Origin of the sequence: Lacisediminihabitans sp. H27-G8, from assembly GCF_046156175.1 — a bacterium.
In the GTDB taxonomy this organism is placed as follows: domain Bacteria; phylum Actinomycetota; class Actinomycetes; order Actinomycetales; family Microbacteriaceae; genus Lacisediminihabitans.
Window position 1 is genome coordinate 655,502 of record NZ_JAYLVL010000002.1, and the last position, 26,305, is coordinate 681,806.

At 68.2% G+C, this 26,305-nt stretch carries 28 protein-coding genes; 14 read left to right on the forward strand and 14 right to left on the reverse strand.

The genetic code is table 11. The features are described 5' to 3' along the window. The first annotated feature begins 89 nt into the window (after positions 1-89). Complete coding sequence (locus VLI63_RS07900; protein ID WP_409156295.1) at positions 90-1,553, forward strand: PucR family transcriptional regulator; 1,464 nt, start codon at positions 90-92, stop codon at positions 1,551-1,553. Here VLI63_RS07900 and VLI63_RS07905 read toward each other — a convergent pair. Beyond that, positions 1,534-2,697, reverse strand: coding sequence for a CaiB/BaiF CoA transferase family protein (locus VLI63_RS07905; protein ID WP_409156296.1), 1,164 nt, complete (start codon positions 2,695-2,697; stop codon positions 1,534-1,536). The genes VLI63_RS07900 and VLI63_RS07905 overlap by 20 nt on opposite strands. A 187-nt stretch (positions 2,698-2,884) precedes the next feature. On the opposite strand from VLI63_RS07905, the gene VLI63_RS07910 reads away from it, so the two are divergent. Beyond that, positions 2,885-3,079: a hypothetical protein gene (locus tag VLI63_RS07910; RefSeq protein WP_409156297.1), complete on the forward strand. Its 195-nt coding sequence runs from the start codon at positions 2,885-2,887 to the stop codon at positions 3,077-3,079. A gap of 32 nt (positions 3,080-3,111) precedes the next feature. Here VLI63_RS07910 and VLI63_RS07915 read toward each other — a convergent pair whose 3' ends face one another. From VLI63_RS07915 to VLI63_RS07925, 3 genes are all read right to left on the reverse strand, one after another. Continuing rightward, positions 3,112-3,486 carry a hypothetical protein gene (locus VLI63_RS07915; RefSeq protein ID WP_409156298.1) on the reverse strand — a complete coding sequence of 125 codons (375 nt, stop codon included), beginning with the start codon at positions 3,484-3,486 and terminating at the stop codon, positions 3,112-3,114. A gap of 34 nt (positions 3,487-3,520) precedes the next feature. Further along, on the reverse strand, positions 3,521-5,779 hold the full coding sequence (locus VLI63_RS07920; protein WP_409156299.1) for a transglycosylase domain-containing protein: 2,259 nt from the start codon (positions 5,777-5,779) through the stop codon (positions 3,521-3,523). Between the two features lie 67 nt (positions 5,780-5,846). Then, on the reverse strand, positions 5,847-6,755 hold the full coding sequence (locus tag VLI63_RS07925; protein WP_409156300.1) for an EamA family transporter: 909 nt from the start codon (positions 6,753-6,755) through the stop codon (positions 5,847-5,849). Positions 6,756-6,849: 94 nt separating this feature from the next. On the opposite strand from VLI63_RS07925, the gene VLI63_RS07930 reads away from it, so the two are divergent. From VLI63_RS07930 to VLI63_RS07940, 3 genes are read left to right on the forward strand one after another with little or no spacing between them, the layout of a single operon-like run. Continuing rightward, a complete protein-coding gene (locus VLI63_RS07930) occupies positions 6,850-7,917 on the forward strand; it encodes a type III polyketide synthase (RefSeq protein ID WP_409156301.1) in 1,068 nt (355 codons plus the stop codon). After that, positions 7,914-8,435, forward strand: coding sequence for an isoprenylcysteine carboxyl methyltransferase family protein (locus VLI63_RS07935; RefSeq protein ID WP_409156302.1), 522 nt, complete (start codon positions 7,914-7,916; stop codon positions 8,433-8,435). Before VLI63_RS07930 ends, VLI63_RS07935 begins: the two co-directional genes overlap by 4 nt. Further along, positions 8,432-9,475 carry an NAD(P)/FAD-dependent oxidoreductase gene (locus VLI63_RS07940; protein WP_409156303.1) on the forward strand — a complete coding sequence of 348 codons (1,044 nt, stop codon included), beginning with the start codon at positions 8,432-8,434 and terminating at the stop codon, positions 9,473-9,475. The genes VLI63_RS07935 and VLI63_RS07940 overlap by 4 nt, the downstream gene beginning before the upstream one ends. A gap of 139 nt (positions 9,476-9,614) precedes the next feature. Here VLI63_RS07940 and VLI63_RS07945 read toward each other — a convergent pair whose 3' ends face one another. Beyond that, positions 9,615-10,430 carry a DeoR/GlpR family DNA-binding transcription regulator gene (locus VLI63_RS07945; protein ID WP_354573570.1) on the reverse strand — a complete coding sequence of 272 codons (816 nt, stop codon included), beginning with the start codon at positions 10,428-10,430 and terminating at the stop codon, positions 9,615-9,617. Positions 10,431-10,543: 113 nt separating this feature from the next. On the opposite strand from VLI63_RS07945, the gene VLI63_RS07950 reads away from it, so the two are divergent. Continuing rightward, a complete protein-coding gene (locus tag VLI63_RS07950; protein WP_409156304.1) occupies positions 10,544-11,860 on the forward strand; it encodes an alpha-glucosidase/alpha-galactosidase in 1,317 nt (438 codons plus the stop codon). Next, positions 11,857-12,702 carry a class II fructose-bisphosphate aldolase gene (locus VLI63_RS07955; protein WP_409156305.1) on the forward strand — a complete coding sequence of 282 codons (846 nt, stop codon included), beginning with the start codon at positions 11,857-11,859 and terminating at the stop codon, positions 12,700-12,702. Before VLI63_RS07950 ends, VLI63_RS07955 begins: the two co-directional genes overlap by 4 nt. Before the next feature lie 38 nt (positions 12,703-12,740). On the opposite strand, the gene VLI63_RS07960 is transcribed toward VLI63_RS07955, so the two are convergent. The 4 genes from VLI63_RS07960 to VLI63_RS07975 form a co-directional block, all read right to left on the reverse strand. Then, positions 12,741-13,220, reverse strand: coding sequence for a hypothetical protein (locus VLI63_RS07960; RefSeq protein ID WP_409156306.1), 480 nt, complete (start codon positions 13,218-13,220; stop codon positions 12,741-12,743). A gap of 64 nt (positions 13,221-13,284) precedes the next feature. Next, positions 13,285-14,496 carry an RNA polymerase sigma factor gene (locus tag VLI63_RS07965; protein ID WP_409156307.1) on the reverse strand — a complete coding sequence of 404 codons (1,212 nt, stop codon included), beginning with the start codon at positions 14,494-14,496 and terminating at the stop codon, positions 13,285-13,287. Beyond that, positions 14,478-14,855: a YciI family protein gene (locus VLI63_RS07970; protein ID WP_409156308.1), complete on the reverse strand. Its 378-nt coding sequence runs from the start codon at positions 14,853-14,855 to the stop codon at positions 14,478-14,480. Before VLI63_RS07970 ends, VLI63_RS07965 begins: the two co-directional genes overlap by 19 nt. 95 nt (positions 14,856-14,950) lie before the next feature. Next, the gene (locus VLI63_RS07975; protein WP_409156309.1) at positions 14,951-16,018 is read right to left on the reverse strand and encodes an amidohydrolase family protein; all 1,068 of its coding nucleotides are present in this window, start codon (positions 16,016-16,018) and stop codon (positions 14,951-14,953) included. A gap of 154 nt (positions 16,019-16,172) precedes the next feature. Here VLI63_RS07975 and VLI63_RS07980 point away from each other — a divergent pair, with 154 nt between their 5' ends. The 6 genes from VLI63_RS07980 to VLI63_RS08005 are packed head-to-tail and all read left to right on the forward strand — an operon-like array spanning position 16,173 to position 22,112. Continuing rightward, positions 16,173-17,045, forward strand: coding sequence for an SIS domain-containing protein (locus VLI63_RS07980; RefSeq protein ID WP_409156310.1), 873 nt, complete (start codon positions 16,173-16,175; stop codon positions 17,043-17,045). Between the two features lie 46 nt (positions 17,046-17,091). Next, positions 17,092-18,426: an extracellular solute-binding protein gene (locus VLI63_RS07985; protein WP_409156311.1), complete on the forward strand. Its 1,335-nt coding sequence runs from the start codon at positions 17,092-17,094 to the stop codon at positions 18,424-18,426. Further along, positions 18,426-19,391 carry a carbohydrate ABC transporter permease gene (locus VLI63_RS07990; RefSeq protein WP_409156312.1) on the forward strand — a complete coding sequence of 322 codons (966 nt, stop codon included), beginning with the start codon at positions 18,426-18,428 and terminating at the stop codon, positions 19,389-19,391. The genes VLI63_RS07985 and VLI63_RS07990 overlap by 1 nt, the downstream gene beginning before the upstream one ends. Next, positions 19,391-20,245 carry a carbohydrate ABC transporter permease gene (locus VLI63_RS07995; protein WP_409156313.1) on the forward strand — a complete coding sequence of 285 codons (855 nt, stop codon included), beginning with the start codon at positions 19,391-19,393 and terminating at the stop codon, positions 20,243-20,245. The genes VLI63_RS07990 and VLI63_RS07995 overlap by 1 nt, the downstream gene beginning before the upstream one ends. After that, positions 20,242-21,195 carry a carbohydrate kinase family protein gene (locus tag VLI63_RS08000; RefSeq protein WP_409156315.1) on the forward strand — a complete coding sequence of 318 codons (954 nt, stop codon included), beginning with the start codon at positions 20,242-20,244 and terminating at the stop codon, positions 21,193-21,195. Before VLI63_RS07995 ends, VLI63_RS08000 begins: the two co-directional genes overlap by 4 nt. Beyond that, the gene (locus VLI63_RS08005; RefSeq protein WP_409156316.1) at positions 21,192-22,112 is read left to right on the forward strand and encodes a 1-phosphofructokinase family hexose kinase; all 921 of its coding nucleotides are present in this window, start codon (positions 21,192-21,194) and stop codon (positions 22,110-22,112) included. The genes VLI63_RS08000 and VLI63_RS08005 overlap by 4 nt, the downstream gene beginning before the upstream one ends. Positions 22,113-22,305: 193 nt before the next feature. Here the strand turns inward: VLI63_RS08005 and VLI63_RS08010 are convergent, their stop codons facing one another. Both VLI63_RS08010 and VLI63_RS08015 read right to left on the reverse strand, forming a co-directional pair. Continuing rightward, a complete protein-coding gene (locus VLI63_RS08010; protein ID WP_409156317.1) occupies positions 22,306-23,295 on the reverse strand; it encodes an SDR family oxidoreductase in 990 nt (329 codons plus the stop codon). Beyond that, a complete protein-coding gene (locus tag VLI63_RS08015) occupies positions 23,292-23,723 on the reverse strand; it encodes a MarR family winged helix-turn-helix transcriptional regulator (RefSeq protein WP_409156318.1) in 432 nt (143 codons plus the stop codon). The genes VLI63_RS08010 and VLI63_RS08015 overlap by 4 nt, the downstream gene beginning before the upstream one ends. Before the next feature lie 51 nt (positions 23,724-23,774). Between VLI63_RS08015 and VLI63_RS08020 the strand changes: the two genes are divergently transcribed. Further along, positions 23,775-23,975 (forward strand): hypothetical protein, encoded by a 201-nt coding sequence (locus tag VLI63_RS08020; protein WP_354573583.1) that lies wholly within the window; start codon positions 23,775-23,777, stop codon positions 23,973-23,975. 58 nt (positions 23,976-24,033) lie between these two features. Here VLI63_RS08020 and VLI63_RS08025 read toward each other — a convergent pair whose 3' ends face one another. From VLI63_RS08025 to VLI63_RS08035, 3 genes are read right to left on the reverse strand one after another with little or no spacing between them, the layout of a single operon-like run. Beyond that, the gene (locus tag VLI63_RS08025) at positions 24,034-24,690 is read right to left on the reverse strand and encodes an HAD hydrolase-like protein (protein ID WP_409156319.1); all 657 of its coding nucleotides are present in this window, start codon (positions 24,688-24,690) and stop codon (positions 24,034-24,036) included. Positions 24,691-24,733: 43 nt separating this feature from the next. After that, positions 24,734-25,429, reverse strand: a complete 696-nt coding sequence (nucS, locus tag VLI63_RS08030) for an endonuclease NucS (protein ID WP_409156320.1) — start codon at positions 25,427-25,429, stop codon at positions 24,734-24,736. 23 nt (positions 25,430-25,452) lie between these two features. Next, the gene (locus VLI63_RS08035; protein ID WP_409156321.1) at positions 25,453-26,298 is read right to left on the reverse strand and encodes an SseB family protein; all 846 of its coding nucleotides are present in this window, start codon (positions 26,296-26,298) and stop codon (positions 25,453-25,455) included. Positions 26,299-26,305 lie beyond the last annotated feature (7 nt).

Genomic DNA, 26,305 nt, shown 5'->3' on the forward strand with positions numbered 1-26,305 from the left:
ATTCCTGTCGCGAGTACTCGTCATTGGATGAATTGACTAATTTTCGAAGTGATTTAGATAGACTGGCCAGGAGTCCGGGGAGTTCACAGATGGTCACACTGGAGCAGTTGTGCGAGCGGCTCGGCGGCGACCTCCGACCCGCCGCCCCCGGGCCGATCGGACGCCAGCAGCTCACCGGCGTGCACATCTCGGAGCTGGCCGATCCCACTCCCTATCTCGAGGGCGGTGAGCTGCTGCTCACCACGGGGATCCCGCTTCACGGCGGTCCCCAGGCGATTCGCGACTACGTGCAGCGCCTCGCCGCAAAGGGTATCGCCGCTCTCGCTCTCGGCCTGGGAGCGGGAACCGACCGGGTCGATCCCGAGCTCGTCGCCGCCTGCGCAGAGGCATCCTTCGACCTGCTGCTGGTGCCGGAGGCGGTGCCGTTCCTGCACATCTCTCGCGGATTCTGGCAGCTGGTGGGCAGGTCTGAGCAGGCGGACCTTGCCTCGCGCCTGGGGCTGCAGACGGCCCTGGCGCGGGCGGCCACCCGGGACGATGCCGTCGAAGCCATCGTCACAGTGCTCGCCAGGGGGCTGGGGGGTTGGGCGGCCTATCTGCCGGCCGACGGCGATGCCGAGACGATCTGGCCCGCGACCGCCGCCGAGGTCATGCCGCAACTGCGCGTGGAATCCGCCCGCTTCGATCTCGTCGGTACCTATTCGGCCGCCACCTTTCCGGTGAACGGCACGGATGTCGTCGAGCACTCGATCACCGTCGGTCCGCGCACCGTCGGCTTCCTCGCCGTCGGGGCGGGACGGGGCCTGCGCAAAGCCGACCGTCAGCTGATCCTCACGTCGTGCATGCTGCTCTCCCTCACCGCCCAGCGCGCGCAGGAGTCGTCCCGCGTAGGCGTGGCGCTCGGCCGAAGCGTCGCCGCGCTCATCCTTGGCGGCCACGTGGATGCGGCGCGACTCGTCGCCGAACAGGTCGGGCTCTCACCGATCGGTGAATTCGCGAGGCTGCTCGCGGTGCGGTCAACGGTGCCGCTGGACGCTCGGGAGCTCGACGCGACGATCGAGTCACTCGGCCTGCCGGAGTCCCCGCTGCGCGCGGAGGTCGGCGGACTGGCGATCGTCATTCTTCCGGAGGGGCCGGATCACGTGGCCGGACCGGTCGCGGCCGGTGTCGCCGGTGTCGCCGCCTCGCTCAGCCCGTCACTGCCGCTCAGCTCTGTCGGCGTCGGAGTCACCGCGGTGCTGTCCGCCTGCCGGGCTGCGGCTTTCGGGACGCTGGTCGGTGCGGTCGGCTCCCCCGAGACACAGGGCGATGCCTGGGTGGAGCTGCTCGCACGGCATCCACGGGGTGATCTGAGCAGCACGGTGCGGAGTTATCTCGCCCACCGCGGGCAGTGGGAGGCTGCGGCACGCGAGCTCGGCATCCACCGCAACTCCGTGCGTCACCGGATCGCGGTGGCGACGGAACTGCTCGGGGTGGATCTCGCCGATCCGGACGTCGCCGCCACCCTGTGGATCGCCCTTCGTCGTGAGGCGCTCAGCCCACTGGGGCGGTGAGCCAATCGCGAACCGCGGCATCCTGCTCGCCCAGGAGCGGAGGGGCGGCAGTGCGGTGGGCGAGTGGCGGGGTCCAGGTGATCGGGTGCCGCACCTGCGTCGCCACGGTGGCCCCGGATGCGTCGACGACCTCGATGGTCGGATCGAGCCCCAGGGATGACGCGAGCTCGAGACCGTCTGCGATCGTGCCGACGCGCCCCGCCGGCACTCCCACCTCGGTCAGACGGCGCTGCCACTCCGCGGCTCCCTGCGCGTGAAGACGCTCTTCGAGCAGCGGCACCAGCGCTGCGCGATTCGCGACCCGCAGTGCGTTCGTGAGAAAGCGCGGATCCTCGGCCAGCGACGCCGCGCCGAGCACCTCGGCGAGGCGGCGGAACTGGCCGTCGTTGCCGCAGGCGACGGCGATCGGGCCATCCCCGCAGTCGAGAGTCTCGTAGGGAGCGATGGAGGGATGCGTGTTGCCGAGGCGCACCGGGATCACTCCCGCGCCGAGATAGGCCTGGGCCTGGTTGGCCAGTGACCCCTGCAGGCTCGACAGCAGGTTCAGTTCGAGGAGCGCGCCGAGACCGGTCGACTGGCGGCGAAACAGCGCCGCGAGGATGCCCGCGACGGCATCCTTCGCCGTCAGCACGTCGACGAGGGCGACGCCGGCCTTCATCGCTTCGCCATCCGTCTCCCCGGTGATGCTCATGAGGCCACCGAGTGCCTGCACCACGAAGTCGTAGCCGAGCAGGTCACGCCCGCCGGTGCTGCCGAAGCCCGTGATCGAGGCGTACACGAGACCGGGATTCGGTTGCCGCACCGTGTCGTAGTCGAGGCCGAGCCTCTGCATTCCGCCGGGCTTGAAGTTCTCGACCACGACGTCGGCGCGGGCGATCAACTCGCGGGCGAGCTCGAGGTCCCGAGAATCGGTGAGGTCGAGACAGACCGACTCCTTGTTGCGATTGACGCTCTCGAAGTAGGTGGAGCCGGTGGCGGAGAACGGGGGTCCCCACGACCGGGTGTCATCGCCGACATCCGGTCGCTCCACCTTGATGACCCGGGCACCGAGATCGGCGAGGGTCATCGTGGCGAGCGGCCCGGCGAGAACGCGCGAGAAGTCGGCGACGAGGATTCCAGCGAGGGGCGCCTCGGGTGTTGGCATGGTTGAGACCCTAGCGGGGAGTGCCACTTTCCGGCATGCTGGCCGCATGCACCACACACGGACCACGACTGCCCTGGTCCTCGCGGGGGTGCTGTTGGTGTCGGCCGGGATTTCTGGTTGCGCACAAACAACGGCAACGGTCGTCGTCGAGATGAGGCCTGATTCGACGTCCGATCCCGCTGTGCCAGTGACTGTGACCATTCGGGATGCCTCGAAGAAGGTCGTGGCTCAGCAGAGCATGCATTTCGGCGAGAGTGCGTCGTTTCCGGGAATCCGGTTCGGTTGGGTGAAGATCACGGCGGAGGGCATCTGCGGCGTGGGAACGCGCCTCACGCAGACCGGCGTGCGTGCGGTCTTCGAACCGCATCGCTGCTCGATCTGAGCGCGGCTGCGGTCAGGGCGCTCCTTCCGGCGTCACGCTTCTCTTGCCGCGCGGCCGTAGAGCACCAGGGCCCAGACGCCGAGCAGCAGGAAGACGATCGCGGGAATTGCGGTGGCCCAGTTGAGTGTGATCAGCACGAAGACCCCCAGCACCAGTGCGACCACGATGCTCAGCGTGCCGAGCGTGAGCCAACGGTCTGCCCGATTGGTGAAGGGGTGCAGGGTCTCGATCGGATCCACCGGGGCGCGCTGCCACACGACGATGAGGAAGGTGGCGAGCGGCCCGATGGACAGCGACACCAGGAACCAGGTGAGCCTCGACCGATTCTTCTGTTCTGCGAGGCCGGCATTCACGAGGGAGAGGACGACCCATCCGCCGCCGTTGACAGTCCATGAGCTTTGGTCCATGACGCGACCCTAGCGCCTGGCTTCCGGCCGCGCGTCAGGGCTTGCGGTTGCCCCCGCCGCCATTGCCATTGCCGTTTCCCGCACCGAATCCGTTGCCGTTGCCGTTCCCATTGCCCGTCGTCGGCGCGGGCGACGGAACGGGCGTCGGCGTCGGCGGGCGGTAGGTATAGCTGCGCAGCAGTGTGCCTGTCGGTTCCGTGAACGCACCGCCCTTGCCGTACACGGCACTCGCATTGAGCGCCGCCAGAATCGGCTTCATCACATAGGTGCGCAGATTGGATGCCAGGATGCCGCCGATCGAGATGCGCCGCATGTTCTGGTCGCCCTCGATGTTGCCGATCCACACCGCGGTCGTCGTCTGGGTGCTGGAGGCGACCATGTAGCTGTGCAGCGCCTCGGCGGTTCCGGTCTTGCCGAAGAGCGGTGTGCCATCGCGGGGATTCGCGATCGAACCGGTGCCCCCGGACTGCAACGGACCCTGCAGGTCGTAGGCCGCAGCGGCGGCCACCTCGGGGGTGAGCACCTGGCTGCAGCTCTGCGTCTGGCCCGGCAGCTCCGTGCCATCCGGTCCAATGATCTTGTCGACGGCGATCGGCTGGCAGAGCTTGCCGCCGCTGGCCACTGTCGCGTAGGCGTTGGCCATCGTGAGCGGCGACGGGGTGTTGGTGCCGAGGATGGATGCCGGGGCATGCGAGAGATCGGAATTGTCGGCGTTGTGCACGCCCATCGACTCGGCAACATCGCGGATGTCGCAGAGGTCGAGCTTCGATGCCATGTTCATGAATGCCGCATTGACCGAGCCCTTTGTGGCACTCAGCACGCTCATCTGGCCCTGGCTCACTCCGCTGTCGTTCTTGGGGGTGTAGCTATCGGCCAGGGGGTAGTAGCCGCCATCACAGGACGCGGGAAACGACTTGGACCGGGCGGGATAGGTCTGGATGTTGGCGTTGACCGTGTCCTGGATGCCGTGCCCGTTCTGCAGCCAGTCGATGAGGGTGAAGAGCTTCCACGTGGATCCGACGGGGAAGCCGGATGACCCGCCGTACTCCTTGTCGGTGTTGAAGTTGATCGCGGTGGTCAGGTTCGGGTCGCCCAGACCGGTGTCGTCGAATCCCTTGTTCTGCGCCATGATCAGAATTCGGCCGGTGCCCACCTGCACCGTTGAGACCGCGCTTCCCATTTTGAAACGCGTCTCGCTCGCGGGGGTGCGCTGGGCGAGATCCGTTTCGGCGTTCTGCTGTTGATCGAGGTCGATGGTGGTGTAGACGGCGTTTCCGCCGCGGCGCCAGGCTTCGCGTCGGTCGTCGGCGGATTCCCCGAGGCCGGGGAGGTTCTTCACGTTCTTGATCACGTAGTCACAGAACGCCTTGGCGGCCGAGGCGTAGGTGCATCCGTTCTTGGGCGGACTGATCTTCACCGTCGTCGCATCCACCGGGGTCGCGATCGCCTCGGCGTATTGCGCCTGGGTGATCATCTTCTCGCTGAGCATCGTGCCGAGGATCGCATCACGGCGGGACTTGTTGCGCTCCCAGTTCGCTTGCGAGCCCGGGTTGCGCAGGGGTGGCTGCTGCACGACGGCGATGAGGCTGGCGGCCTGCGCGAGAGTGAGGTTCGCTGCCGTCGTGGAGTAGTACTGCTCTGCCGCCGCCTCGATGCCGTAGGTGTTGCCGCCGAACCCGGCGATGTTGAGGTAGGCGAGCAGGATCTCGTGCTTCGTGTAGTTCTTCTCGAGTCCGATGGCGAGCTTGGCTTCTTTGAGCTTGCGATCGAGCGTGTTCGCCTGAGCCTTCGCCTTCGCGGCTTCGAGCTTCTTGGGGTCGGTGTAGGTGGCGACCGCGTCCTGGATCGCCAGCTGCTTCACGAGCTGCTGCTCGATGCTCGATGCGCCCTGCAGGTCTTTGCCGGTGAGGTTGTTGACCGCGGCCCGTGCGATCCCCGCGAGGTCGACGCCGCCATGCGAGTAGAACCGCACGTCTTCGGCCGCGACCAGGGCGTCCTTCGCGAACGGAGACACCGCATCCCACGCCACTTCCTGGCGATTCTGGTCGTAGACCTGGGCGAAGGGAACCTGTTCCCCCCCGCGGAGACCATAGAGGATGTTGCGCTGGGACTGGTTGCCGATCTTGATGTAGTCCGGCAGGTTCTCGAACAGGCCGACAGCGTTGTTCGTGACCTGGCTCGTCACGACGATCGCGGGTGCGGTGAGCGCGACGACGAGCACGGCGGCAAGCGCGCTGAAACCCAGGAGTCCGAGGATCGAGCGCAACAGGCCGGTGGGCTTCGGTTCAGACACGATCGCCCTCTCGATTCTGCGGTCGGGGGGACTTCAAGTTTACCCCGGCATCCTGAACGAAAGCCGGTTAGCTGAGCGGTTCTCCGATATTGGCGTCGGGGAGCCCGCCGCGAGCCGCCCGCGACGCGGAGAGCACCGCGCCGATGCTCGCAGTAATGACGAGACCGATCGCGAGGAAGGCCACCCCGGTGAAGGTCTGGCCGAGGATCAGGAAGCCCGCGGTCGTCGCGATAGCGGGGGAGAGGCTCATCAGGATGGAGAAGGTCGCCGACGGCAGACGGCGGAGTGCCACGAGTTCGAGTGTGTACGGGATGGTCGAGGACAGCAGCGCCACGGCCGCTCCGAGCAGCAGGATGCCGGGCTGGAAGATCACCGGCCCAGCGGTTGCGATGCCGAACGGCACCGTGACGATGGCGCCGACGGTCATCGCGATGGCGAGTCCGTCGAGGCGGGGGAACCGCGCTCCCGTGCGGGCGGAGAGCAGGATGTAGGCCGCCCACATGGCCGCCGCGCCGAACGCGAAGGCGACGCCCACCGGATCCAGGTCGCCGAAGCTGCCCCGGCTGAGGATCACGACGCCGGCGAACGCGAGCACCGCCCACAGCCAGCTCGAGGCCCGGCGGCTCATCACCACCGAGAGAACGAGCGGTCCGAGCACTTCGATGGTGATGGTGGCACCGAGCGGTACCCGGGCGAGTGCCTCGTAGAAGAGGGCGTTCATCAGGGCGAGCGCGAGGCCGAAGGCGATGACTGTGAGCCAGTGGTTCCGACCGTGACCACGCAGTCGCGGTCGCGCGATGGCGAGCAGCACGATCGCCGAGAACGCGAGCCGCAGCGAGACCATCCCGATCGCGCCCACCGAGGGGAAGAGCAGCACGGCGAATGAGGCCCCGACCTCCTGGCAGATGAGTCCGATCGCCACGAGTCCCACGGCGCCGAACGGGCGCGCGGCGGGACGGGCGGCGGCGGTGGTCATGCTCCAACGGTAGGGCCGATCAGCGACTTCGGTTCACTGTCAAGCCCTTTCCGGCCACAGCCGAACTGGCACCCAACAGTGTTAGCGTCACCAAATGGCCCGAATAGTCGCCGTCGCCCCCGCGCTGCCGGGCAACGTGTACGCGCAGTCCGAGATCACGGACACGATCGCGCCGATGGTGACATCGGATCCGAAGAAGCAGGCCGTCCTTCGCCGGCTCCATGCCGGCAGCCACGTCGATACGCGCCACCTGGTGATGCCGATCGAGCGCTACCGGGACAGCAGCACTTTCACTCAGACCAACGACATGTTCATCGAGGTCGCGGCCGATCTGGCCGAAGAGGCGTTGCGGAATGCCCTCGCGACGGCGGGAATCGATGCCGCCGACGTCGATTACCTCATGTTCACCTCCGTCACCGGCATCTCCGCGCCCTCGATCGACGCGATCCTCGTTGCCCGTCTCGGCCTTCGCTCCGACCTCAAGCGAGTGCCGATGTACGGGCTCGGCTGCGTGGCCGGGGCGGCCGGCATCGCGCGCGTCACCGACTACCTGGCCGGGCATCCGGAGGGTGTCGCGGTGCTCGTCGCCGTCGAACTCTGTTCGCTCACCTTCCAGCGCGACGACGACTCCACTGCCAACCTCGTGGCGACCGGGCTGTTCGGAGACGGAGCAGCAGCGGTGGTGATGGTCGGCGACGAGCGCGCGAAGCGGATGCCCGTGACCGGGCCCGACGTGGTGGACACCCGAAGCGCGCTCTACCCCGACACCGAGTCCGTGATCGGATTCACCGCGAGTGAGACCGGCTTCCGCATCATCCTCACCGCCCAGGTGTCCGACGTGATCGAGGCGAATTTCGGCCGGGACGTCACCGGTTTTCTCGGTGACAACGACCTCGACATCGAAGACATCGAGACCTGGGTGGCGCATCCCGGCGGACCCCGCGTGCTCGAGCAGTTCCAGTCGTCGCTCGGCCTGCCGGATGGGGTGTTCGACAACAGCTGGCGGTCGCTGGCTGCGGTCGGTAACCTCTCTTCCGTCTCCGTGCTGCACGTCCTGGCCGAGGAGCTCGCCGGCGACCACCGTCCCGGATCCCACGGGGCGCTGTTCGCCCTCGGTCCGGGAGTCAGCGCCGAGCTGGTGCTGTTGCGGTGGCCGGCATGATCTGGTTCACCGTCCTGATTCTCGCCACCGGCGCCGAACGCATCGTCGAGGTCGTGCTCTCCAACCGGCATGCGGCCTGGGCCTTCGAGCGCGGCGGCCGTGAATACGGCCAGCGGCACTACCCCTACATGGTCGTGCTGCACACGGGCATGCTGCTCGCCTGTCTCGCCGAGGCGTTCTTCGCCGATCGTCCCTTCCTGCCGTGGCTCGGCTGGCCGATGCTGGCCATTGCGCTTGCCTGCCAGGGCCTGCGCTACTGGTGCATCGGCACGCTCGGACGGCAGTGGAACGCCCGGGTCATCGTGGTGCCGGGGCTCGGGCGGGTCACCGGCGGACCGTACAGATTCCTCACCCACCCCAACTACGTGGTCGTGATCGCCGAGGGGATCGCGCTGCCGCTCGTGCACACCGCGTGGGTGACCGCGCTGGTATTCACCGTGCTGAATGCGATCCTGCTCTTCGGATTCCGCATCCCCACAGAAGAGCGGGCACTCACGGCACTGGACGCGGTGGCATGACCGTGGATGCGGACGTGCTCGTGGTGGGCGGCGGGCCGGTGGGGCTCGCGACCGCGATCGAGGCACGTCTGCGCGGGCTCACCGTGACTCTCGTCGAACCGCGCGGAGGCGCGATCGACAAGGCCTGTGGAGAGGGGCTGATGCCCGGGGCCCTGCCCGCGCTCGCGCGACTGGGCGTCGATCCGCCGGGGTTCGCTCTGCGGGGTGTGAGCTATCGCAGCGCCACCTCCCGTGGTGCGGAGCGGCGGGTGGATCATCTCTTCTCCTCCGGCGAAGGACGCGGCGTGCGTCGCACCGCCCTGCACGATGCCCTCACCGAGCGGGCGAGATCCCTCGGGGTGGTCGTGGTGGCAGGCAAAGTGGATGCCCTCGAGCAGGACGCGCACTCGGTGACCGCCGCCGGCATCCGAGCCCGCTATCTCGTGGCGGCGGACGGCCTGCACTCCACGGTGCGACGGCTCACCGGGCTCGAGCGCCCGGTCGCCGCCCGCGGTCGGCGCTACGGCGTGCGCCGGCACTACCATGCGGAGCCACAGTCCGACCTGATCGAGGTGTACTGGACGCCGACCGTCGAGGCCTACGTCACGCCGGTGGGCGGCGGAGTGGTGGGGATCGCGATGCTCGGTCGCAAGGGCATCGACTTCGATGCCGCCCTGGCCGGCATCCGCCCGCTCGCCGCTCTCGTCGCGGGTGCCGAACCGGCGACCGAGCTTCGCGGCGCCGGGCCATTCCGGCAGAGCACGACCCGGAGGTCCCACGGCCGAGTGCTCCTCGTGGGTGATGCTTCCGGCTACGTCGACGCGATCACCGGAGAGGGCATCCGGGTGGGACTCGCCCAGGCCGAGGTCGCGATCGCGAGCATCGCCCGCGATGATCCGAAGGGCTACGAGCGGGACTGGATGCGGCGCACCCGGGACTTCCGCATGCTCACCGCCGGGTTGGTGGCAGCCGCGAACTCTCCGGTGCGGGGCGCAATCGTTCCCGCCGCAGCCGCCCTCCCGCGCGTCTTCGGCGCGGTGGTGGATCGGCTCGCGCGGTAGCAATCGGTGCGGGCGCGTCGACGGGAAACCGGGCGTTCACGGACCATGGGGGCCGGCGCGCCGACCCGGAATGACCGCATTCGCCCGAAATGGCGTGGCAGCCACGCCGGTGGGCCCGGGCAGCAGCGGGCGGACGTGCTCAGCCGACGTCGACCACGTGGATGGTGACCCCGGCCGCAGCGATGCGCTCCAATTCATCCGGGTCCGCGGTCGAATCGGTGACGAGCTCGTGGATCTGCTCCAGCGCAGCCACCTTGGCCAGGGTGACGCGGCCCACTTTCGAGCCGTCGGCGACGACGAGCACCCGCTCGGCGTGCAGCACCATGGCGAGGTTGGTCTTCGCCTCGGTCTCGTCGTGGGTGGTGGCGCCGGCGATCGCGCTGATGCCGTCGGTGCCGAGAATCGCCGTGCCGACGTTGATCGCGTTGAACGTGTTCTCCGCGAGCGAGCCGACGAGTTCGAAGGAATTGGACCGGATGAGACCCCCGGTCATCAGTACCTTGAGATTCGGGCGGGAGGCGAACTCCATCGCCGTGGTGAGGGAGTTCGTCACGATGGTGAGCTCTGAGCGGTTGGCCAAGGCCTTCGCGACCTCGGCCGTGGTGGATCCCCCGCTCAGGGCGATGGCGTAGCGACCGCTCGGGATGAGCTGAGCGGCCTTGCGCGCGATGAGCTGTTTGGCCTGGCGGAACTGCGAATCCTTCAAGCGAACCGGAAGCTCGGACTGGCTGGCGACCGCGCGGGCACCGCCGTGGGTGCGCGAGAGCAGACCCTGCGCTTCGAGGTCGGCGAGGTCCCGACGGATGGTGGCGGCCGAGGCGTGCAGCGCATCCGAGAACTCGGCGAGGGACACGCTCGATCGCTGGGCGAGCAGCTCCAGGATCGACACCATTCGCTGGGAGCGCTTGGACGACGCCGCGCGAGGCACGAGGAATCCCGCGGCGGTGATCGTCATCGTCGACTCCTTCGTTTGCGTACTTGGACAAGTCAATCAGTAATTCTGCACAGTTTGACCAAAATAAGGGGCTGACCTTGCGCGATTTGATCATACAAGTCGATGATCGCTCTATGACAACGGTTACCTTCATCGGGGCGGGGAGCGTGGTGTTCACCCGCCAGCTCGTGGCCGATCTTCTCGGCTTCGTCGAACTCCGCGACATCTCGATCGTGCTTCACGATGTGGATGCCACCCGTCTGGCGGTGGCAGAGGGCACGGCGCGCCAGGTGAACGAGCGGCTCGGAGCATCGGCGACAATCACGAGCACGCTGGACCGGCGGGCGGCGCTCGAGGGTGCCGACTTCGTGATCAACACCATCCAGGTCGGGGGCATCGACGCGACCCGCAAGGACCTCGAGATCCCTGCGCGCTACGGGCTCAACCAGACCATCGGGGACACCACCGGGGTCGGCGGGGTCTTCCGCGCCCTCCGCACCTCCCCGGTGCTCAGCGACCTCACGGCGGACATCCGCCGCTACTGCCCGGACGCCTGGCTGCTCAATTACACCAACCCGATGGCGATGAACATCTGGTGGGCCTCCGTGGTCGCTCCCGAGGTCAAGGCCGTTGGCCTCTGCCACAGCGTCTACTGGACCGTTCACGACCTCGGCGAACTGATCGGCGTTCCCATCGAAGAGACGCACTACCGCGCGGCCGGCGTCAATCACCAGGCCTGGCTGCTCGAATGGACCAGGGATGGCGAGGACCTCTATCCGCTGTTGCGAGAGAAGATCCGGTCGGATGATGAACTCGACCGGCGCGTGCGCGTCGAGATCTTCCGGCGGCTCGGCTTCTATCCCACCGAGACGAGCGAGCACTCCTCGGAATACCTTACCTGGTTCCTGCGCTCGCCGCAGCAGATCGAGCGCTACCGCCTGCAGCCGCTGGAATACATCGGCATCAGCGAGGAGAACGTCGCCGAGTTCGAACAGGCACAGCGTTCCCTCGCCGACGGCACGCCCCTCGTGCTGGAGCAGAACGCGGCGGAGTACGCGCCGCAGGTGATCCACTCGATGGTCACGGGCACGTCGAGGGTGATCCATGCGAACGTCGTCAACACCGGACTCATCGACAACCTGCCGCAGGGCTCCGTTGTCGAGGTGCCGGCGACCGTGGATGCCTCCGGGCTCAGCCCCCACGCGATCGGAAGCCTGCCGGTGCAATGCGCGGCGCTCAACCGCCCCTACCTGTCGGTGGCCGAGCTCACGATCGAGGCAATGCGCACCGGCGACCCGATGCTCGTGCGTCAGGCCGTGCTGATGGACCCGAACGCCAATTCGACACTGACTCCCGAGCAGATCTGGGAGCTGTGCAACGATCTCGTGACCGCCCACGGCGAGCTGTTGCCCGAACCGCTCCGGGAGCTCATCCCGGCGGATGACCTGTGACCCTCAGCACGACGAGGGCGCTCGTCGACGCAGCGGTCGCGCGCGGAGGCGCGGTGCCGAGCTTCAATGTGATCTCGCTCGAGCACGCGGAGGCGATCGTCGCCGGGGCCGACCTGGCCGGCGTCGGGGTGCTGCTGCAGTTGAGCGAGAACGCGGTGAAATACCACGGCGGCATGCGGCCGCTCCTGGCCGCGTGCCGGGAGCTCGCGACCTCCGCGCGGTCGCCCATCGGCATCCACCTCGATCACTTCGAGGCGGCATCGCTCATCGACGAGGCGATCGCGCTCGGTCCGGGCTTCGGCCTCGGATCCCTCATGGTCGACGCGTCGACCGAGCCCTACGAGCGCAATGTGGCCCTCACGGCATCCGCCGCCTCGCGCGGTCGGGCCGCGGGTCTCTGGATCGAGGCGGAGCTCGGGAAGGTCGGCGGCAAGGACGGCGCCCACGCGCCGGGCGTGCGCACGGATCCGTCGGAGGCGGCGGCATTCGTGGATGCTACGGGCGTCGACGGCCTCGCCGTGGCGGTCGGCAGCTCCCACGCCATGACCGAGCAGACCGCGGCGCTCGACCTCGGCCTCGTCGGGCTGCTCGCGTCGAGCGTGACGGTGCCGCTGGTGCTGCACGGATCGTCCGGTGTGCCGGATGCCGTGCTGCGGGAGGCGGTCGCCGCCGGCATCCGCAAGGTGAATGTCGGCACCGGGTTGAACGTCGTGTTCACCGCCGAGGTGCGCGCCGTTCTCGATGCCGCGCCCGCGCTGACCGACCCGCGACGCTACCTCGCACCCGCCCGCGACCGGGTGAGCGAACTCGTGGCGCACCTGTGTGGGGTCATCGCCGGATAGTCACCGCGGGCTGTCGCGCGTGTCAGCTCGTGTTTGCGTCAGTGCACGTTCGGGGCGCCCGCGGCATCGGGATCGACCGCGAATTCCCCTGGCAGCAACGAGTAGGTGCGGGCGTGCGCGATCCGCGCCTGCGATGCCATGTAGCGCAGCAGCGGCAGCGGTGCGGTCACCGTGGTCAGCTCGGTGAGCACGGTGTGTCCGTCCACCCGCTCTGCGCGGGTAGTGGTGACGAGGGAGCACCCGGGCGCGGCCTGCACGGTACCGACCATCGAGGTGGCCGAGCTGCGGAGCATCCGCGCCGGAAACCGGATCGAGTAGCGGAACGGACCGAGCCGTGGTCGCTCGTGTACTCGCCACTGGGTCCAGGGGCCCTTATCGTCGATGCCGGTCTCCACCACGTCCGCGGACACGAAGAAGGGATGCAGGCCACGGTGACGGGTGAGATCCAGGAGGAAGTCGATGACGGCAGGCGGCTCGGCGGCGATCGTCGTCGTCAGCTCGAACGTCTGGGTGGCCACGAGATCATTATGGCGGCCCGGAAGGCCGAGGGGGTCGACGTCGGCGACTCCGTCGAGATCACCCTCACGACAGTGAGCTGACTCCCGATGCTCCGGCCGCGCCGCGGCCCATGAGGTAGGCCCGCACCTCCGGCTCCGTCGTGAGGCTCAGTGCCTTGGAGAGGGCCGCGGCGGCCTCATCCGCTCTCCCGAGTTGCGCGAGCAGATGCCCGCGCACGGCCCAGTAGGGCTGGAACGCCGGCACGCCGAGGGCGTCGAGCATGGCGAGCCCGACGAGCGGACCCTCGGCGCGAGCGGTGACCGCGGCCAGGGACACGCTCGCCCCCAGGGTCGGCGCAATGGCCACAAGGGCCGTGTACAGACTCCGAAGCGCTGGCCAGTCCGTCCCGCCGGTCGACGCCCGCGCACAGTGCACCGACTGGATCGCGGCCTCGAGTTGGAAGCGGCCGATCCGTCCGTACGCGTGAGCCCTCTGCAGAAGCGCCTCCCCCCGCGCGATGAGGGCGGTGTCCCAGAGGGCGGTGTCCTGCTCGTCCAGCGGCACGAGCATCCCCTCGCTGATGCGCGCGGGCGCCCGGGCGATCGAGAGCGAGAGGAGAGCGGCGAGACCGAGGGTCTCCGGTTCGGGCAGCAGCGCCGCGAGGAGGGTGGCGAGCGAGAGTGCCTCCGGCGCCAGCGAGTCGCGCATCGTCGTGCCCGAGACGAGCTGCCAGTCGATCGCGTACGCACCGTAGACGGCCTCGAGCACAGCCGGGAGTCGGGTCGGCATGTCGTCTCGCCCCGGAATGACGAAGGGGATTCGGGCATCCCGGATCCGCCGCTTCGCCCGCACCAGGCGCTGGGCCATCGTCGCCGGGGGGATCGCGTAGGCGGCCGCGATCATGGATGCCTCGAACCCGAGCACCACCTGCAGCATGAGCGGCGTGCGCACCGCCGGGTCGATCGCCGGGTGTGCGCACACGAACATCAGCTCGAGCCGCTTGTCCGGGATGCGGTCGGGGTCGTGGTCCGCGGCCGCGGTCGCCCCCGGCGTCGGGTGGTGTCTCTTGAGGGCGTCGAGCCAGCGGTTTTTCGCCACCGTCACGAGCCAGCCCTGCGGGTTGTCGGGGATGCCGGAATCCGGCCAGGTGCGCAGCGCCCGCTCGAAAGCGTCGGCGAGGGCATCCTCGGCGGCCGGGATGTCCCCGGTGCGGGCGGCGAGCACGGCGAGAAGTCGCCCGTAGGACGACCGCGCCACCTCCTCCGCCAGCCGGGCGGTCAGGCCGCCGGGTTCCACTGCCCGTTCGCGAAGTAGACCGCGGTCGGGCGCACCTCGATGGTGCCCCACTGCGCGGCCGGGCACTTCTCGGCCCAGGCGAGGGCGGCATCCAGGTCGGGCACATCGATCAGGAACACGCCGCCGAGCTGTTCCTTCGTGTCGGCGAACGGGCCGTCCTGCACCTGAAGGCTGCCGCTCCGCAGCGTCACCGTTGTGGATGCTGCGACCGGTTGCAGCACGTCGGCCCCGAGCAGAACACCCGCCGCATCCAGCGACTTGGCGTAGCGGTCGAAGGCGGCCCTGGCCTCGGCCATCGCCTCCTCGGGAACCTCGGCACCGCCGGCCTCTGAATAGTTGAGCAGGAGTGAATATCGCATCGTGGATCCTTCCTCGTAAGTGATGCTGTCATGAAGATGACGACCCGCGACAGCGTCGATCGACAGCATCCGGCGAGAAAGTTGCGTCCCCGTCGTTACAACCCGAGCACCCGCCGGGCGTTGTCGCGATAGATCGCCTCGAGCTGCGCCGGGGGGAGGTGGAGGGCGGAGACCGTCCACCGGCCCTGCGGCGGGATCGGCGACTCGGGCGCGTACTCGAAGGACTCGTCATCCGACTCGAGGAACCGGAAGTGCAGCTCGTACTGCTCGCCGGTGATGGGATAGATGTCGGTGCCGAAGAGCACCCGGTCGGGGAAGCGCTCGATCAACTCCCGGAAGCGGCGAGGCTGGCGTCCGAGTTCCGCCAGCCGCCCCGCGATGTCGATTGCGAAGTTGGGGGCCGCGGCCAGCAGCGACTCGACGCGATCGAGGTCTTCGGCCGCGCATCCGCCGTGCGCGCCGATGTAGCGCGTGCCGGGCGTCGCGATCACGAGGGTGGCGAGCGCGTCGAGCAGGCGGTCGAAGGTGGGATGCCGGCTCGTGTCGCCGAACCACCAGTCCTTCTCCTGCATCAGCTCGTCGAGGCGCTCGTTGTGTTCGTCGAGCGGTTCGAAGAAGGCCTTGGGGTCGGCAACATGGATGAGCACCGGAAGCCCGAGTTCGCCCGCGTGGGCGAGGATGCGCACCACGCGCTCGTCATCCGGCAGCACGAGGTCGCCGGAGGAATCGCGCACGGTGAGGCCGAGGTTCTTCCAGACCTTGAGCCCGCGCGCGCCGCGTTCCGCGCTGTCGTCGAGGGACTCCCGCAGCATCCGCTCGCCGTCCGAGCCGGCGAGGAGCGTCCAGTCGAGCTGGCAGAACGTGAGGAAGCGGTCCGGGTGCGCCCGGTCATAGCGCTCGAGGTTGGCGTCGAGCTCGTCGGCCCACATCCCGTCGAGATTCACGATCGTCGCCACGTTGTGGTCGTCCATCACGGTGAGCAGCGCACCGACGTCGCCGATCATCCATTCGCCGTCACTCAGCCAGCGCCCCAGGTGATTGTGGATGTCGATGGCGGGAACACGGGCGCGCGGCACCGCCGTCACCCGGGCGGACAGCTGGGATCGCGGCGTCCACGCCCGGAGCGGCAGGTCGGCGAGTGCAGTCCAGTCGGGAGTCTCCATGGCCACATTGTGCCAAGCCCCGTGCCCGACCACCGTGCGCTGAGGTCAAGCGCTCAGCCAAAGTGAGCGACTGAGTGATTTTTCTTGTCATATGAACACTTCTGGTCACACCATGGGAGGAATCAGCCGACGACAGCAGAAAACAGGGCAACACATGAGCATCACCACCGAAGAGATCGAGAGCCAGCCGGCCGTCTGGGCCCAGGCCCTGCTCGAGCAGGACCGCTCGGTATTCGGGCTCCCCGGCGAGCGGGTGCTGTTCCTCGGGTGCGGCACCTCCGCCTTCGTCGCGGAATCCCTTGCCTCGCTGCGTGAACGCGCCGGTCTCGGTGAGACCGATACCGCCTATGCCTCGGAGTGGAAGCCCGGTCGTCACTACGACCGCGTAGTGGCGATAACCCGCTCGGGCAACACCAGCGAAGTGCTCGCCGCCCTGGCGTCGGTCGATCCCGGCACACTCCGCAGCGCCATCACCGGAGTGCGGGACGAGGCCGTGCACGATCTCGTCGACAACTCTTTGGTGCTCGACTTCGCCGACGAGAAATCCGTCGTGCAGACCCGATTCCCCACCTCGACGCTCGTCCTCGCCCGCCAGGCCTACGGCTACGACGTCGACGGGCTCCCGGATGCCGCGGCGGCCACCCTCGCCGCCCCGTTCCCGTACGACGTTTCCCAATTCGACCACTTCGTGTACCTCGGATCCGGCTGGACCTACGGGCTCGCGCAGGAGGCCGCGCTCAAGGTGCGCGAGGCGGCGCAGGCATGGTCGGAGTCGTACCCACTGCTCGACTACCGCCACGGACCGATCGCGGTCGCGCATCCGGGATCGCTGGTCTGGATCTTCGGAGAGGTGCAGCCCGACCTCATCGCCGACATCGCAGCGACCGGGGCGACGGTGCACGCCGACGATCTCGACCCGCTCGTGCAACTGATGCAGGCCCAGCGCCTGGCCGTCGCGCTCGCCGAGAGTCGTGGCCTCAACCCCGACACCCCGCGCCATCTCAGCCGGTCCGTCATCCTCAGCTAGCAAGCTTCGCACCCGCCCGTCGAACACTTTTGAATGGAGACCATCGATGCTCACCAAATTCACCAGATCCACGTCCGGCGGCGTGCGCGCGGTTGCGAGCGGCCTCGCCGTCATCGCGACCGTCGCCCTCCTGGCCGGCTGCGCCGGGGGCTCGACCGGCTCGGCAACGCTCGACAAGAAGGCGAACGTCTCGCTCACGATGTGGACGGGCCAGGATGCCGGTGCGGAGAAGCTGATCGAGAAGCTGGCCGCCAAGTTCGAGAAGCTGCACCCGAATGTGTCGCTGACGGTCTCGCCCGGGGCATCCTCCACTGAGGACCTGTTGCAGAAGCTCTCCGCGAGCTTCGCCGGCGGCAATTACCCCGACCTCTCCTACGCTTTCGGATCCTGGTCCAGCCAGCTCGAGTCTTCTGGCCGCACCCTCGACATCACGAAGAAGGTCGCCGACCCGACCGTCAAGTGGTCCGAGTTCTCGGAGGCGGCCCAGCAGACCGCGCGGCCGACCGGCGTCAAGACCATCGGATTCCCGGCGGTCGTCGACAACATCTCGCTGCTCTACAACAAGACGGTGTTCGATAACGCCGGCGTCGCCTACCCCACGGACAACTGGACCTGGGACGACTTCCGCGCGGCCGCGAAGAAGATCTCCGACCCGGCGAAGAAGGTCTACGGCTACGGCTATTCCGTGTCGGGCAGTGAAGACACCACCTGGCAGCTCTGGCCGCACCTGTGGCAGAACGGCGGCTCGATCCTGTCCGAAGACGGCTCCAAGTCGGCGTTCGACAGCGAGGCAGGCAGGAAATCGCTGACTCTCCTGCGCGACATGGCCGTGGACGACAAGAGCGTCTACCTCGACCAGACGGACACGAAGTACGGCCAGCTCTTCACCAGCAACGCGATCGGAATGATCACTTCCGGCCCCTGGCAGCTCTACGACCTCGGAGTCGCGGGAACCAAGTACGGCGTGACCGTGCTCCCGGGCACCGACGGAAAGCACACCACGGTCTCGGGCCCGGATATCTGGGCACTGTTCGACCACAAGGACGCCAATCGCGCCTACTGGTCGTACGAGTGGACCAAGTTCCTCACCGACCCGGCCCAGGATGAACTGTTCAACGTGGCCATCGGCAACCTGCCTCTGCGCTCGAGTGAAGTGGACAGCCCCGCCTTCAAGAAGAAGGTCGAAGAGAACCCCGGCCTCGAGGTGATGGCCGCCAACTCGGTGAATGCCACCGTCGCCCGCCCCACCGTCGCCGGATATGTCGGACTCTCCGCGGCATTCGGCGACGCGGTGTCGCAGGTGCTGCAGGGCAAGGGCACCGTCGACGGTGCCCTCAAGACGGCCGCGGCGAAGGCAGACAAAGCGCTGAAGGACAAGTGATGACTCGGGTCGCGGTCGAGCCGGAGGTGCAGGCGGAGCGTCGGCGCGCCCCGGCCCCGGCCCCGGCGCAGCGGAGCGCGGCCAAGCGCCGACGCCGACTGCGGGAGGGCCTCGAGGGCTGGGGTTTCGTGGTGCCGGCGCTGGTGATCGTGCTCGGACTGTCGATCTTCCCCGCGATCTGGGCGTTCTTCCTCTCGCTGCAGAAGTGGAACGGGTTCAGTCCGGCCGAGAACGTCGGCCTCGGCAACTACCAGCAGATGGTCACCGACAGCGAATTGCACGATGCTTTCTTCCACACGCTGCTCTACGTGCTGCTGTTCGTTCCCACGTCGATCGGCCTCGGCCTGTTCCTCGCGGTCGCCCTGAACCGTCGCATCCGCTTCATCGGCCTCTATCGAACCGCGATCTTCGTGCCGTTCGTCGCCTCGGCCGCCGTCACGGGCATCCTCACCACCTATCTGTTCAACCCGCAATTCGGCCTGGTCAACAACGTCCTGCGGGTGCTCGGCCTCCCGCAACAGGGCTGGCTGGAGGATCCGTCACAGGCGATGGTCGTGATCACGATCATGTCGCTCTGGGGCCAGGCGGCGTTCACGACGGTGATCTATCTCGCCGCCCTTCAGGACACTCCGGCGGAGCTCCTCGAGGCGGCCCGGATCGACGGAGCCAATAAGTGGGAGGCGTTCTGGGCGGTGGTGTGGCCTCAGCTCATGCCGGTGACGATCTTCGCCACGATCTGGCAGCTGATCGGCGCCATCCAGCTGTTCGACCTCGTCTACACGACCACCAGGGGCGGGCCACTCAACGCCACCCAGACCATCGTCTACTACCTCTGGCAGACGGCCTTCCAGAAGCTCCAGTTCGGCTACGGGTCGGCCGTGGCCTACGGGCTCTTCGCGCTCACGCTGATCATCACCATCGGTGTCGTCGTCTACTCCCGCCGATCCAAGACCGAGGGCTTCTGATGACCGCGATCCAGACCCGGATGCCACCGCGCACCCGTCGACGACGTCGCTTCAGCGGCTGGCACCTGTTCCTCGCGCCGGTCGCGGTGTTGTTCGCGATCCCCTTCGTGCAGATGTTCCTCACCTCGGTGAGTCCCACCGCAGAGATCAACAGGTTCCCCCCGCGATTCTTCCCCTCCACGATCACCTTCGACGGCTATGCCAAGCTGTTCGACCAGTCGCAGATCTTCCTCTGGCTCGGCAACACGGTGATCGTCTCCGCGTCTGCGATCGTCTCCCACCTCATCCTGTGTTCCCTCGCGGGCTACGGATTCGCCCGCCTCAAGTTCCCCGGGCGCAATGTCGGCTTCCTGGCGGTGCTCGCGACGATCATGATCCCGACCCAGCTGCTCATGATCCCGACCTACATCGTGTTCTCCCGGATCGGGCTGATCGACACCCTCGGTGCCGCCATCGTGCCGTGGCTCGCGTCCGCCTTCGGCATCTTCCTGATGCGCCAGTTCTTCCTCTCCCTCCCCGCCGAGCTCGAGGAGGCCGCGCTGATCGACGGGTGCACCCGGCTTCAGGTGTTCTTCCGCATCATCCTTCCGCTCGCACGCCCGGCGCTCGCGACCCTCGCGATCTTCACGCTGTTGAGTTCGTGGAACGACCTGGTCTGGCCATTGATCGCGATCAACGACGCCCACGCGTTCACGCTGCAGCTCGGACTGGCGAACTTCCAGGGAACCCGCCGCACCGACTGGTCGCTGCTGATGGCGGGCAATGTCATCGCCACGCTGCCGCTCATCCTGTTCTTCCTCTTCGCCCAGAAGCAGTTTGTTGCGACGATGACCTTCACCGGCCTGAAAGGATGAGGGCGACGACCGAGGAGGCCGGAATGCGTGTTCTCGTGGTGGGTGACGCCAACGTCGACCTCGTGCTGCGCGGCGACGTGGTCCCACGCTTCGGCCAGGCCGAGCAGTTGCTGGACTCCGCCGATCTCACCCTGGGCAGTTCGGCCGGGATCGTGGCGCACGGCCTCGCCCGTCTCGGGGTGCCGACTGCCCTCGCGGCCATCGTCGGCGACGACGAATTCGGTCGGCTGACCCGACGCTGGCTCGTCGACGCGGGGGTGGATGTCTCGCCGGTCGGCGTGCACCCGAAGCTGCCCACCGGACTCTCGGTGATCCTCTCCGCCCCGACCGACCGGTCGATCCTCACATTGCTCGGTTCCATTCCGACCCTCACCGGGCGTGCGGTGCTGGAGGCGGCATCCGGCGCTTCTCACGTGCACTTCGCCTCGTACTTTTTGCTTCCGGATCTCGCAGCGGAACTGCCGGCGGTGCTCGGTACCCTCCGCTCACAGGGGATCACCATGAGTCTCGATACCAACTGGGATCCGGCCGAGGAGTGGGCGGGCCTTGCCGCTGTCCTGCCGCTCATCGACATCCTGCTGCCCAACCTCGAGGAGTTGCGCGCCATCTCCGGCGCGATCGGGGTGACCGGCGACTCCGACGAAGACCTGGCCCGCGGGCTCGCCGCGCTCGGGCCGCGCGTGGTCGCGAAGGCGGGCCGGGAGGGCGGATGGTCCGTGGCCGCCGATTCCCCGGTGGTGCGGTCTCCCGGTCTGGTGCTCGACGCGGTGGACACCACCGGCGCTGGCGACAGCTTCGACGCGGGGTACCTCGCGGCCGTGGCATCCGGAGTCGCCTCGGAGGTCGAACGGCTGCGCTGGGCGACAGTGGCGGGGTCGCTCTCCACGCGAGCCGCGGGAGGCACGCCGGCGCAGGCGACCATGCCCGAGCTCGCCGCGCACCTCGAATGATCACGTTCGTCGCCCTCAGTCCCTCGGTTGACGTCACCTATCTCGTCGACGAGTTCACGGAGGGCGGCACCTTCCGGCCGACGACAGTGCTGCGGGTCGCGGGCGGCAAGGCGCTGAACGCGGCGCGGGCGGCTCGGGTGGCGGGGGCATCCGTGCGGGCGGTCGCGATCTTGGGGGGCACGAGCGGGGACTTCATCGGGCAGCAGCTGGCGGTGGCAGGGGTGCCGCTCGAGGCTGTTGATGCCGTGGCGGAGACCCGCACCTGCGTGTCGATCGCCTCGGCGGCGAGCGGGCTGCTGACCGAGCTGTACGAGCATCCGTCCGCCATCAGCACGGTCGAGCTCGCCGAGCTCCGGCGACTGCTCGGCCACTCCGCGGAGGCCGGCTGGTGGGCGATCTCCGGCGGCATGCCGTCGTCGTTTCCGGTCGGTGAGCTCGCGGGTCTCGTACGCCTCGGCCACTCGCTCGGGCAGCGCGTGGCGATCGACACCCATGGCGCGGCCCTCGCCACGGCCCTCGATGCGGGCCCCGATCTCGTGAAGGTGAACCGGCGGGAGGCGGCGGAGCTGTTGGGCACCGACGCCGACGCGGATGCCTTCGACCTGGCCCACCGCATCCGCTCGGTGACCGGCGGTCGGGTGGTGATCACCGACGGAGCGAAGGGGTCCATGGCGGTGGACGGTTCATCGCGCTGGCTGGCCTCGTGGAGCGGTGCCATCGGACGCTTTCCAGTCGGCAGCGGCGACAGCTACCTCGGCGGGTTGCTCGCCGGGCTCGACCGCGGAGATTCTTTCGAGGATGCCCTCCGTCTGGGCTCCGGTGCCGCGACCGCGAACGCCCTCGTTCCCGGCGCCGGAGTATTCACGGTCGAGGACGCGACGCGGATCGCGTCGGAGGTCGTGGTGGCTGCGGGCTGAGTCCCGCGGGGATTCAGCCCACCCAACCTGGGCGCTTCACCCCACCCACCCGGGCGAGTTCGGTCACCCCGGGCCGGCGTGCCAGCCCGGAAAGACCGCATTCGCCCGGAACGCGCCCGCGAGCGAACGCGCACGCGAGTGAACGCGCCCGCGTGCGAACGCGCACGCGGGCGCACGGGTGAGCGACCGCGAGCTACGCGCCCGCGCTCGATGCCAGCCGGTCGAACAGCGCGTCGAGCTCGGGATCGACGATCTGCTGCTCGGGATGCGCGTCGTACCAGCCCATGATCTCCCGGGCACCCTCAGCGAATCCGACCGTGGGGTTGAACGCGGGAACCAGCGACTTCACGAGACTGTTGTCGAAGATCATCGAGTGGCTGCGGTCACCGAGGTGACCCGCGCCCATGTCGGGGTCGGCGGCGGCGATCGCGTCCGAGGTCACGTGCACGATGTTCGGCACCACTCCCGCCGCATCCGCCATCAGGTGAGTGATCTGGGTCCAGCTGAGCAGCTCGTCCGAGGTGATGTGGATGGCGCCGCCGATCGTGTGCGGATTGCCGAGCAGGCCCACGAATCCGACGGCGAAATCACGGGCGTGCGTGAGTGCCCAGAGGGAGGATCCGTGGTCGTGAAGCACGACGGGGGCGCCCCGACGCATGCGGTCGATCGCGGTCCAGCCCCCGTTGAGCGGCAGGCTCGTGCGGTCATAGGTGTGCGAGGGGCGCACGATGGTGACCGGGAATCCACTCTGCCGGTACTCCGCGACGAGCAGGTCCTCACAGGCGATCTTGTCGCGGGAATACTGCCAATAGGGGTTGCGCAGTGGAGTCGACTCCACGATCGGCAGCCGCGCCGGCGGCTTCTGGTACGCGGATGCCGAGGAGATGAACACATACTGGCCCACCCGCCCGCTGAAGAGCTCGATGTCTTGCGCGACGTGCCCGGGGGTGAAAGCCACCATGTCGACGACGACATCGAATTCGCGACCGGCGAGGGCCTCCGTCACCGAAGCGGGATCCCGCACATCGGCGACAAGCTCTTCTGCGCCGACCGGGACGGGGCGCAGCGTGGACTGGCCCCGGTTGAGGAGGGTCACCTCGTGGCCTTCTTCGAGGGCGCGGGCGCTCGCCGCGGAGCTGATCGTGCCGGTGCCGCCGATGAACAGGATCGAGAGAGGTGTCATGCCTCTACGGTTGCCGCTGCGATGAGCTTCGTCAAGTCATCGCGGATGCGTTCGAGCTCGGTGAGGGGCATCCCGAGTCGCTCGACGATCTGCGGCGGGACCGTCTCGGCTTGCGCGCGAAGGGCGGCGCCATCCTCCGTCAGCCGAACGTCGAGGGCGCGCTCATCTGTGACACTGCGGGCGCGCGTGACCAATCCCGCCGCCTCGAGTCGTTTGAGAAGGGGGGAGAGCGTCGCGGGTTCGAGCAACAGGGTTGCGCTGATGTCGCTGACCGTGCGCGGGCTGCGTTGCCACAGCGCGAGCATCACGAGGTACTGCGGATGGGTCAGGCCGAGGGGCTGAAGTATGGGTCGGTAGAGCGCAATGACGCTGCGGGAGGCGGCGGCGAGGGCGAAACAGACCTGGCGATCGAGGGCGAGCGGATCCATGTGCCCAGCTTAGCCAGTACACTATTAGTTAGTGCACTAAGGAGTCGACGAATGGTTGCCAAACGCCCGTGGTGGGATCGCCTGAATCGACGGCTGCTGCCGTACATCGGGCCGCCTCCGCTCGGCCCGTACAACGAAGAACCGCTGCCTCCGACGCAAGCGAAGGCCTGCCCGGTCTGCGGGAACCCGATGGCGGATCACGCCGTCGAGCGGCGCGCGGATCGCCCGACGCAGCTGCACTGCCCCGCCTGACGCAACCAACGCGCCAACGCGCCCGCGGGTCTGTGGGGCGGCGAGGGAGCGGGGAGCTTCAGCCGAGCAACAAAGTGCCGAGTTCCTGTGCCGTCGCGGCGACACCGATCGTGCCGACCTGCTCGGCCACGGCGCCGTAACCCCATTCGACGAAGATCGTGGGGACTCCGTGCTCGGCTGCCCCGTGCACGTCATGCTCGCGGTCGCCCACCATCACGGGGCGCGAGATGTCTGCGCCGAGCGCCGCGAGCCGCCGCAGGGCTTCGGCGACGACATCCGCCTTCCTGCTGCGCACCTCGTCTTCGGAGGCGCCGGTGATCACGGTGAAATAGCGGGCGAGCCCGTAGAAGTCGAGTGCGGTGGTGGCGGGCAGCTCGGGTTTGGAGGTCGCGAGGGAGATCGGGATGCCGCTCTGGTGGAGGCGCTTCAACAGCGCCGGCACGCCCGGGTACACCGAACTGTTGAAGACCCCGGTCTGCAGGTAGTGCGGTCGGTACACGTCGAGGGCGTGATGGGCTTCGGCCACCGTCATTCCGGCGAGATCACGGAACGAGTCGAGGATGGGCGGCCCGACAAAGGCGAGGAGTTCCGTCGGGCTCGGCACGGGGCGGCCGAGCCGCTCGAAGGTCCAGGCGAGGCTCGCGGTGATGCCGGGAGCCGAATCGATGATGGTGCCGTCGAGGTCGAAGAGGAAGCAACTCCAGTTTGTGGTCACCGTCGTAAGCCTAGGAGTTGACCGAGGCGCGCCGGCACCGCGGTCAGAACAGCCGGTGGTCGCTGTCGTCGAGGCCGCGCATCGCGTCGTAGTCGAGCAGGAGACAGCGGATGCCGCGGTCCTCGGCCAGCATGCGTGCCTGTGGCTTGATCTCCTGGGCGGCGAAGACGCCGCTCACCGGGGCGAGGTGAGGGTCGCGGTTCATGAGCTCGAGGTAGCGCGTGAGCTGCTCGACACCATCGATGTCCCCGCGGCGCTTGATCTCGATCGCGACCGAGCGTCCCGCATCGTCCTGTGCGAGGATGTCGACCGGGCCGATCGCCGTCATGTACTCGCGGCGCACCAGGTGCCAGCCGTCGCCGGCGAGCTCGATCTGTTCGGCGAGGAGCTTCTGCAGGTGGGCCTCGACGCCGTCCTTCTGCAGGCCGGGGTCGATGCCGAGCTCATGGGCGCTGTCGTGAAGGATCTCGTGGATCGAGATCACGAGAAGGTCGGCGGTCTTCGCCTGAGTGACCTTCCAGATCTCGGCGACGCCGGCATCCGCCTGGCCGGGATCCGGTTCGATGGCGGTCACCGAGCACGGCGGGCTCATCCAGTTGAGCGGTTTGTAGCTCAACGAGTCCGAGTGCACGAGCACGCTGCCGTCTGCCTTGAGCAGGAGGAGGCGCGTGGCAAGAGGCAGGTGCGCGCTGAGACGCCCCGCGTAGTCGACGGAACACCGGGCAATGACGAGACGCACCCGACGATCTTAGTTGGACTGGCCTAGCCGGACGTCGTGCCGGCGATGCGGTGCAACACCACGCGGAGTTCCTCGGCCGAGAGCGCCATCCACGGTCCACCGGGGTTGATCACGAGGCCGCCATAGGGAGCCTGGATGGCGTCGTGGATGATCTCCGCGGCCGGTCGGGTGGCGAAGGAGTCCGCGACGTTGCGAGCGCTCACCTCCGGGCCGGAGGTGAAGGCGAGCAGCACCGGGTTGCCGTCGGGGTCCACGGAGTCGCGGATGCGCACGGGCGTGCCATCCGACACTCCGGAGGCGGGGACGGAGTCGGTGTCGACCGCGAGCAGCAGCGGGCCATTCTCGGCGAGGGCGTCGAGAACCGCGGCCTTGCTCGCTGCGGGGTCCGCTATCTCGAGAGCGTGCTTCACGGCGTCGTTGCGATCCCCGCGCAGAGCGAATGCCGCATCGCGGTTCGAGATCGCGCAGGTCGGACCGGCGGGATCGATGTAGAGCCAGCCGTAGCGCTCGGTCGAGGCCAGCTGCAATGCTCCGGCTGCCGGCTGCACGAGTGCCTGCACTTCGGACAGGTCATCGGGATGCATCCGGTTGATCTGCTGCTGGGAGGTGAAGGCGAAGAGGGCCGGGCGGCCGTCGGGCCCGGTGCCGCCGGCGAATTGCAGGGTCGCACCGGCCGGAAAACTGTAGCTGCCGTCCGCCTCGACGGTGGGACGGTCGGACCCGGTCGAATCGAGGAGCAGACGGCCCTGGAGGCATCCGCGCACCACATCCAGATAGGTGGACTGCTCGGGAGTCGTTGCGAACGCCTCGACGGCCGCCCGAAGGGAGGCGTTGTCGACGGGTGCCGAATCGGAGATCGAGGGCGTCATGCTTCGA

Coding starts and splice junctions, on each gene's coding strand:
- VLI63_RS07900 (WP_409156295.1), top strand. CDS start 90: ATGGTCACACTGGAGCAGTTGTGCGAGCGGCTCGGCGGCGACCTCCGA.
- VLI63_RS07905 (WP_409156296.1), bottom strand. CDS start 2,697: ATGCCAACACCCGAGGCGCCCCTCGCTGGAATCCTCGTCGCCGACTTC.
- VLI63_RS07915 (WP_409156298.1), bottom strand. CDS start 3,486: ATGGACCAAAGCTCATGGACTGTCAACGGCGGCGGATGGGTCGTCCTC.
- VLI63_RS07925 (WP_409156300.1), bottom strand. CDS start 6,755: ATGACCACCGCCGCCGCCCGTCCCGCCGCGCGCCCGTTCGGCGCCGTG.
- VLI63_RS07930 (WP_409156301.1), top strand. CDS start 6,850: ATGGCCCGAATAGTCGCCGTCGCCCCCGCGCTGCCGGGCAACGTGTAC.
- VLI63_RS07935 (WP_409156302.1), top strand. CDS start 7,914: ATGATCTGGTTCACCGTCCTGATTCTCGCCACCGGCGCCGAACGCATC.
- VLI63_RS07940 (WP_409156303.1), top strand. CDS start 8,432: ATGACCGTGGATGCGGACGTGCTCGTGGTGGGCGGCGGGCCGGTGGGG.
- VLI63_RS07945 (WP_354573570.1), bottom strand. CDS start 10,430: ATGACGATCACCGCCGCGGGATTCCTCGTGCCTCGCGCGGCGTCGTCC.
- VLI63_RS07950 (WP_409156304.1), top strand. CDS start 10,544: ATGACAACGGTTACCTTCATCGGGGCGGGGAGCGTGGTGTTCACCCGC.
- VLI63_RS07970 (WP_409156308.1), bottom strand. CDS start 14,855: ATGCGATATTCACTCCTGCTCAACTATTCAGAGGCCGGCGGTGCCGAG.
- VLI63_RS07975 (WP_409156309.1), bottom strand. CDS start 16,018: ATGGAGACTCCCGACTGGACTGCACTCGCCGACCTGCCGCTCCGGGCG.
- VLI63_RS07980 (WP_409156310.1), top strand. CDS start 16,173: ATGAGCATCACCACCGAAGAGATCGAGAGCCAGCCGGCCGTCTGGGCC.
- VLI63_RS07985 (WP_409156311.1), top strand. CDS start 17,092: ATGCTCACCAAATTCACCAGATCCACGTCCGGCGGCGTGCGCGCGGTT.
- VLI63_RS07990 (WP_409156312.1), top strand. CDS start 18,426: ATGACTCGGGTCGCGGTCGAGCCGGAGGTGCAGGCGGAGCGTCGGCGC.
- VLI63_RS07995 (WP_409156313.1), top strand. CDS start 19,391: ATGACCGCGATCCAGACCCGGATGCCACCGCGCACCCGTCGACGACGT.
- VLI63_RS08000 (WP_409156315.1), top strand. CDS start 20,242: ATGAGGGCGACGACCGAGGAGGCCGGAATGCGTGTTCTCGTGGTGGGT.
- VLI63_RS08005 (WP_409156316.1), top strand. CDS start 21,192: ATGATCACGTTCGTCGCCCTCAGTCCCTCGGTTGACGTCACCTATCTC.
- VLI63_RS08010 (WP_409156317.1), bottom strand. CDS start 23,295: ATGACACCTCTCTCGATCCTGTTCATCGGCGGCACCGGCACGATCAGC.
- VLI63_RS08015 (WP_409156318.1), bottom strand. CDS start 23,723: ATGGATCCGCTCGCCCTCGATCGCCAGGTCTGTTTCGCCCTCGCCGCC.
- VLI63_RS08020 (WP_354573583.1), top strand. CDS start 23,775: ATGGTTGCCAAACGCCCGTGGTGGGATCGCCTGAATCGACGGCTGCTG.
- VLI63_RS08035 (WP_409156321.1), bottom strand. CDS start 26,298: ATGACGCCCTCGATCTCCGATTCGGCACCCGTCGACAACGCCTCCCTT.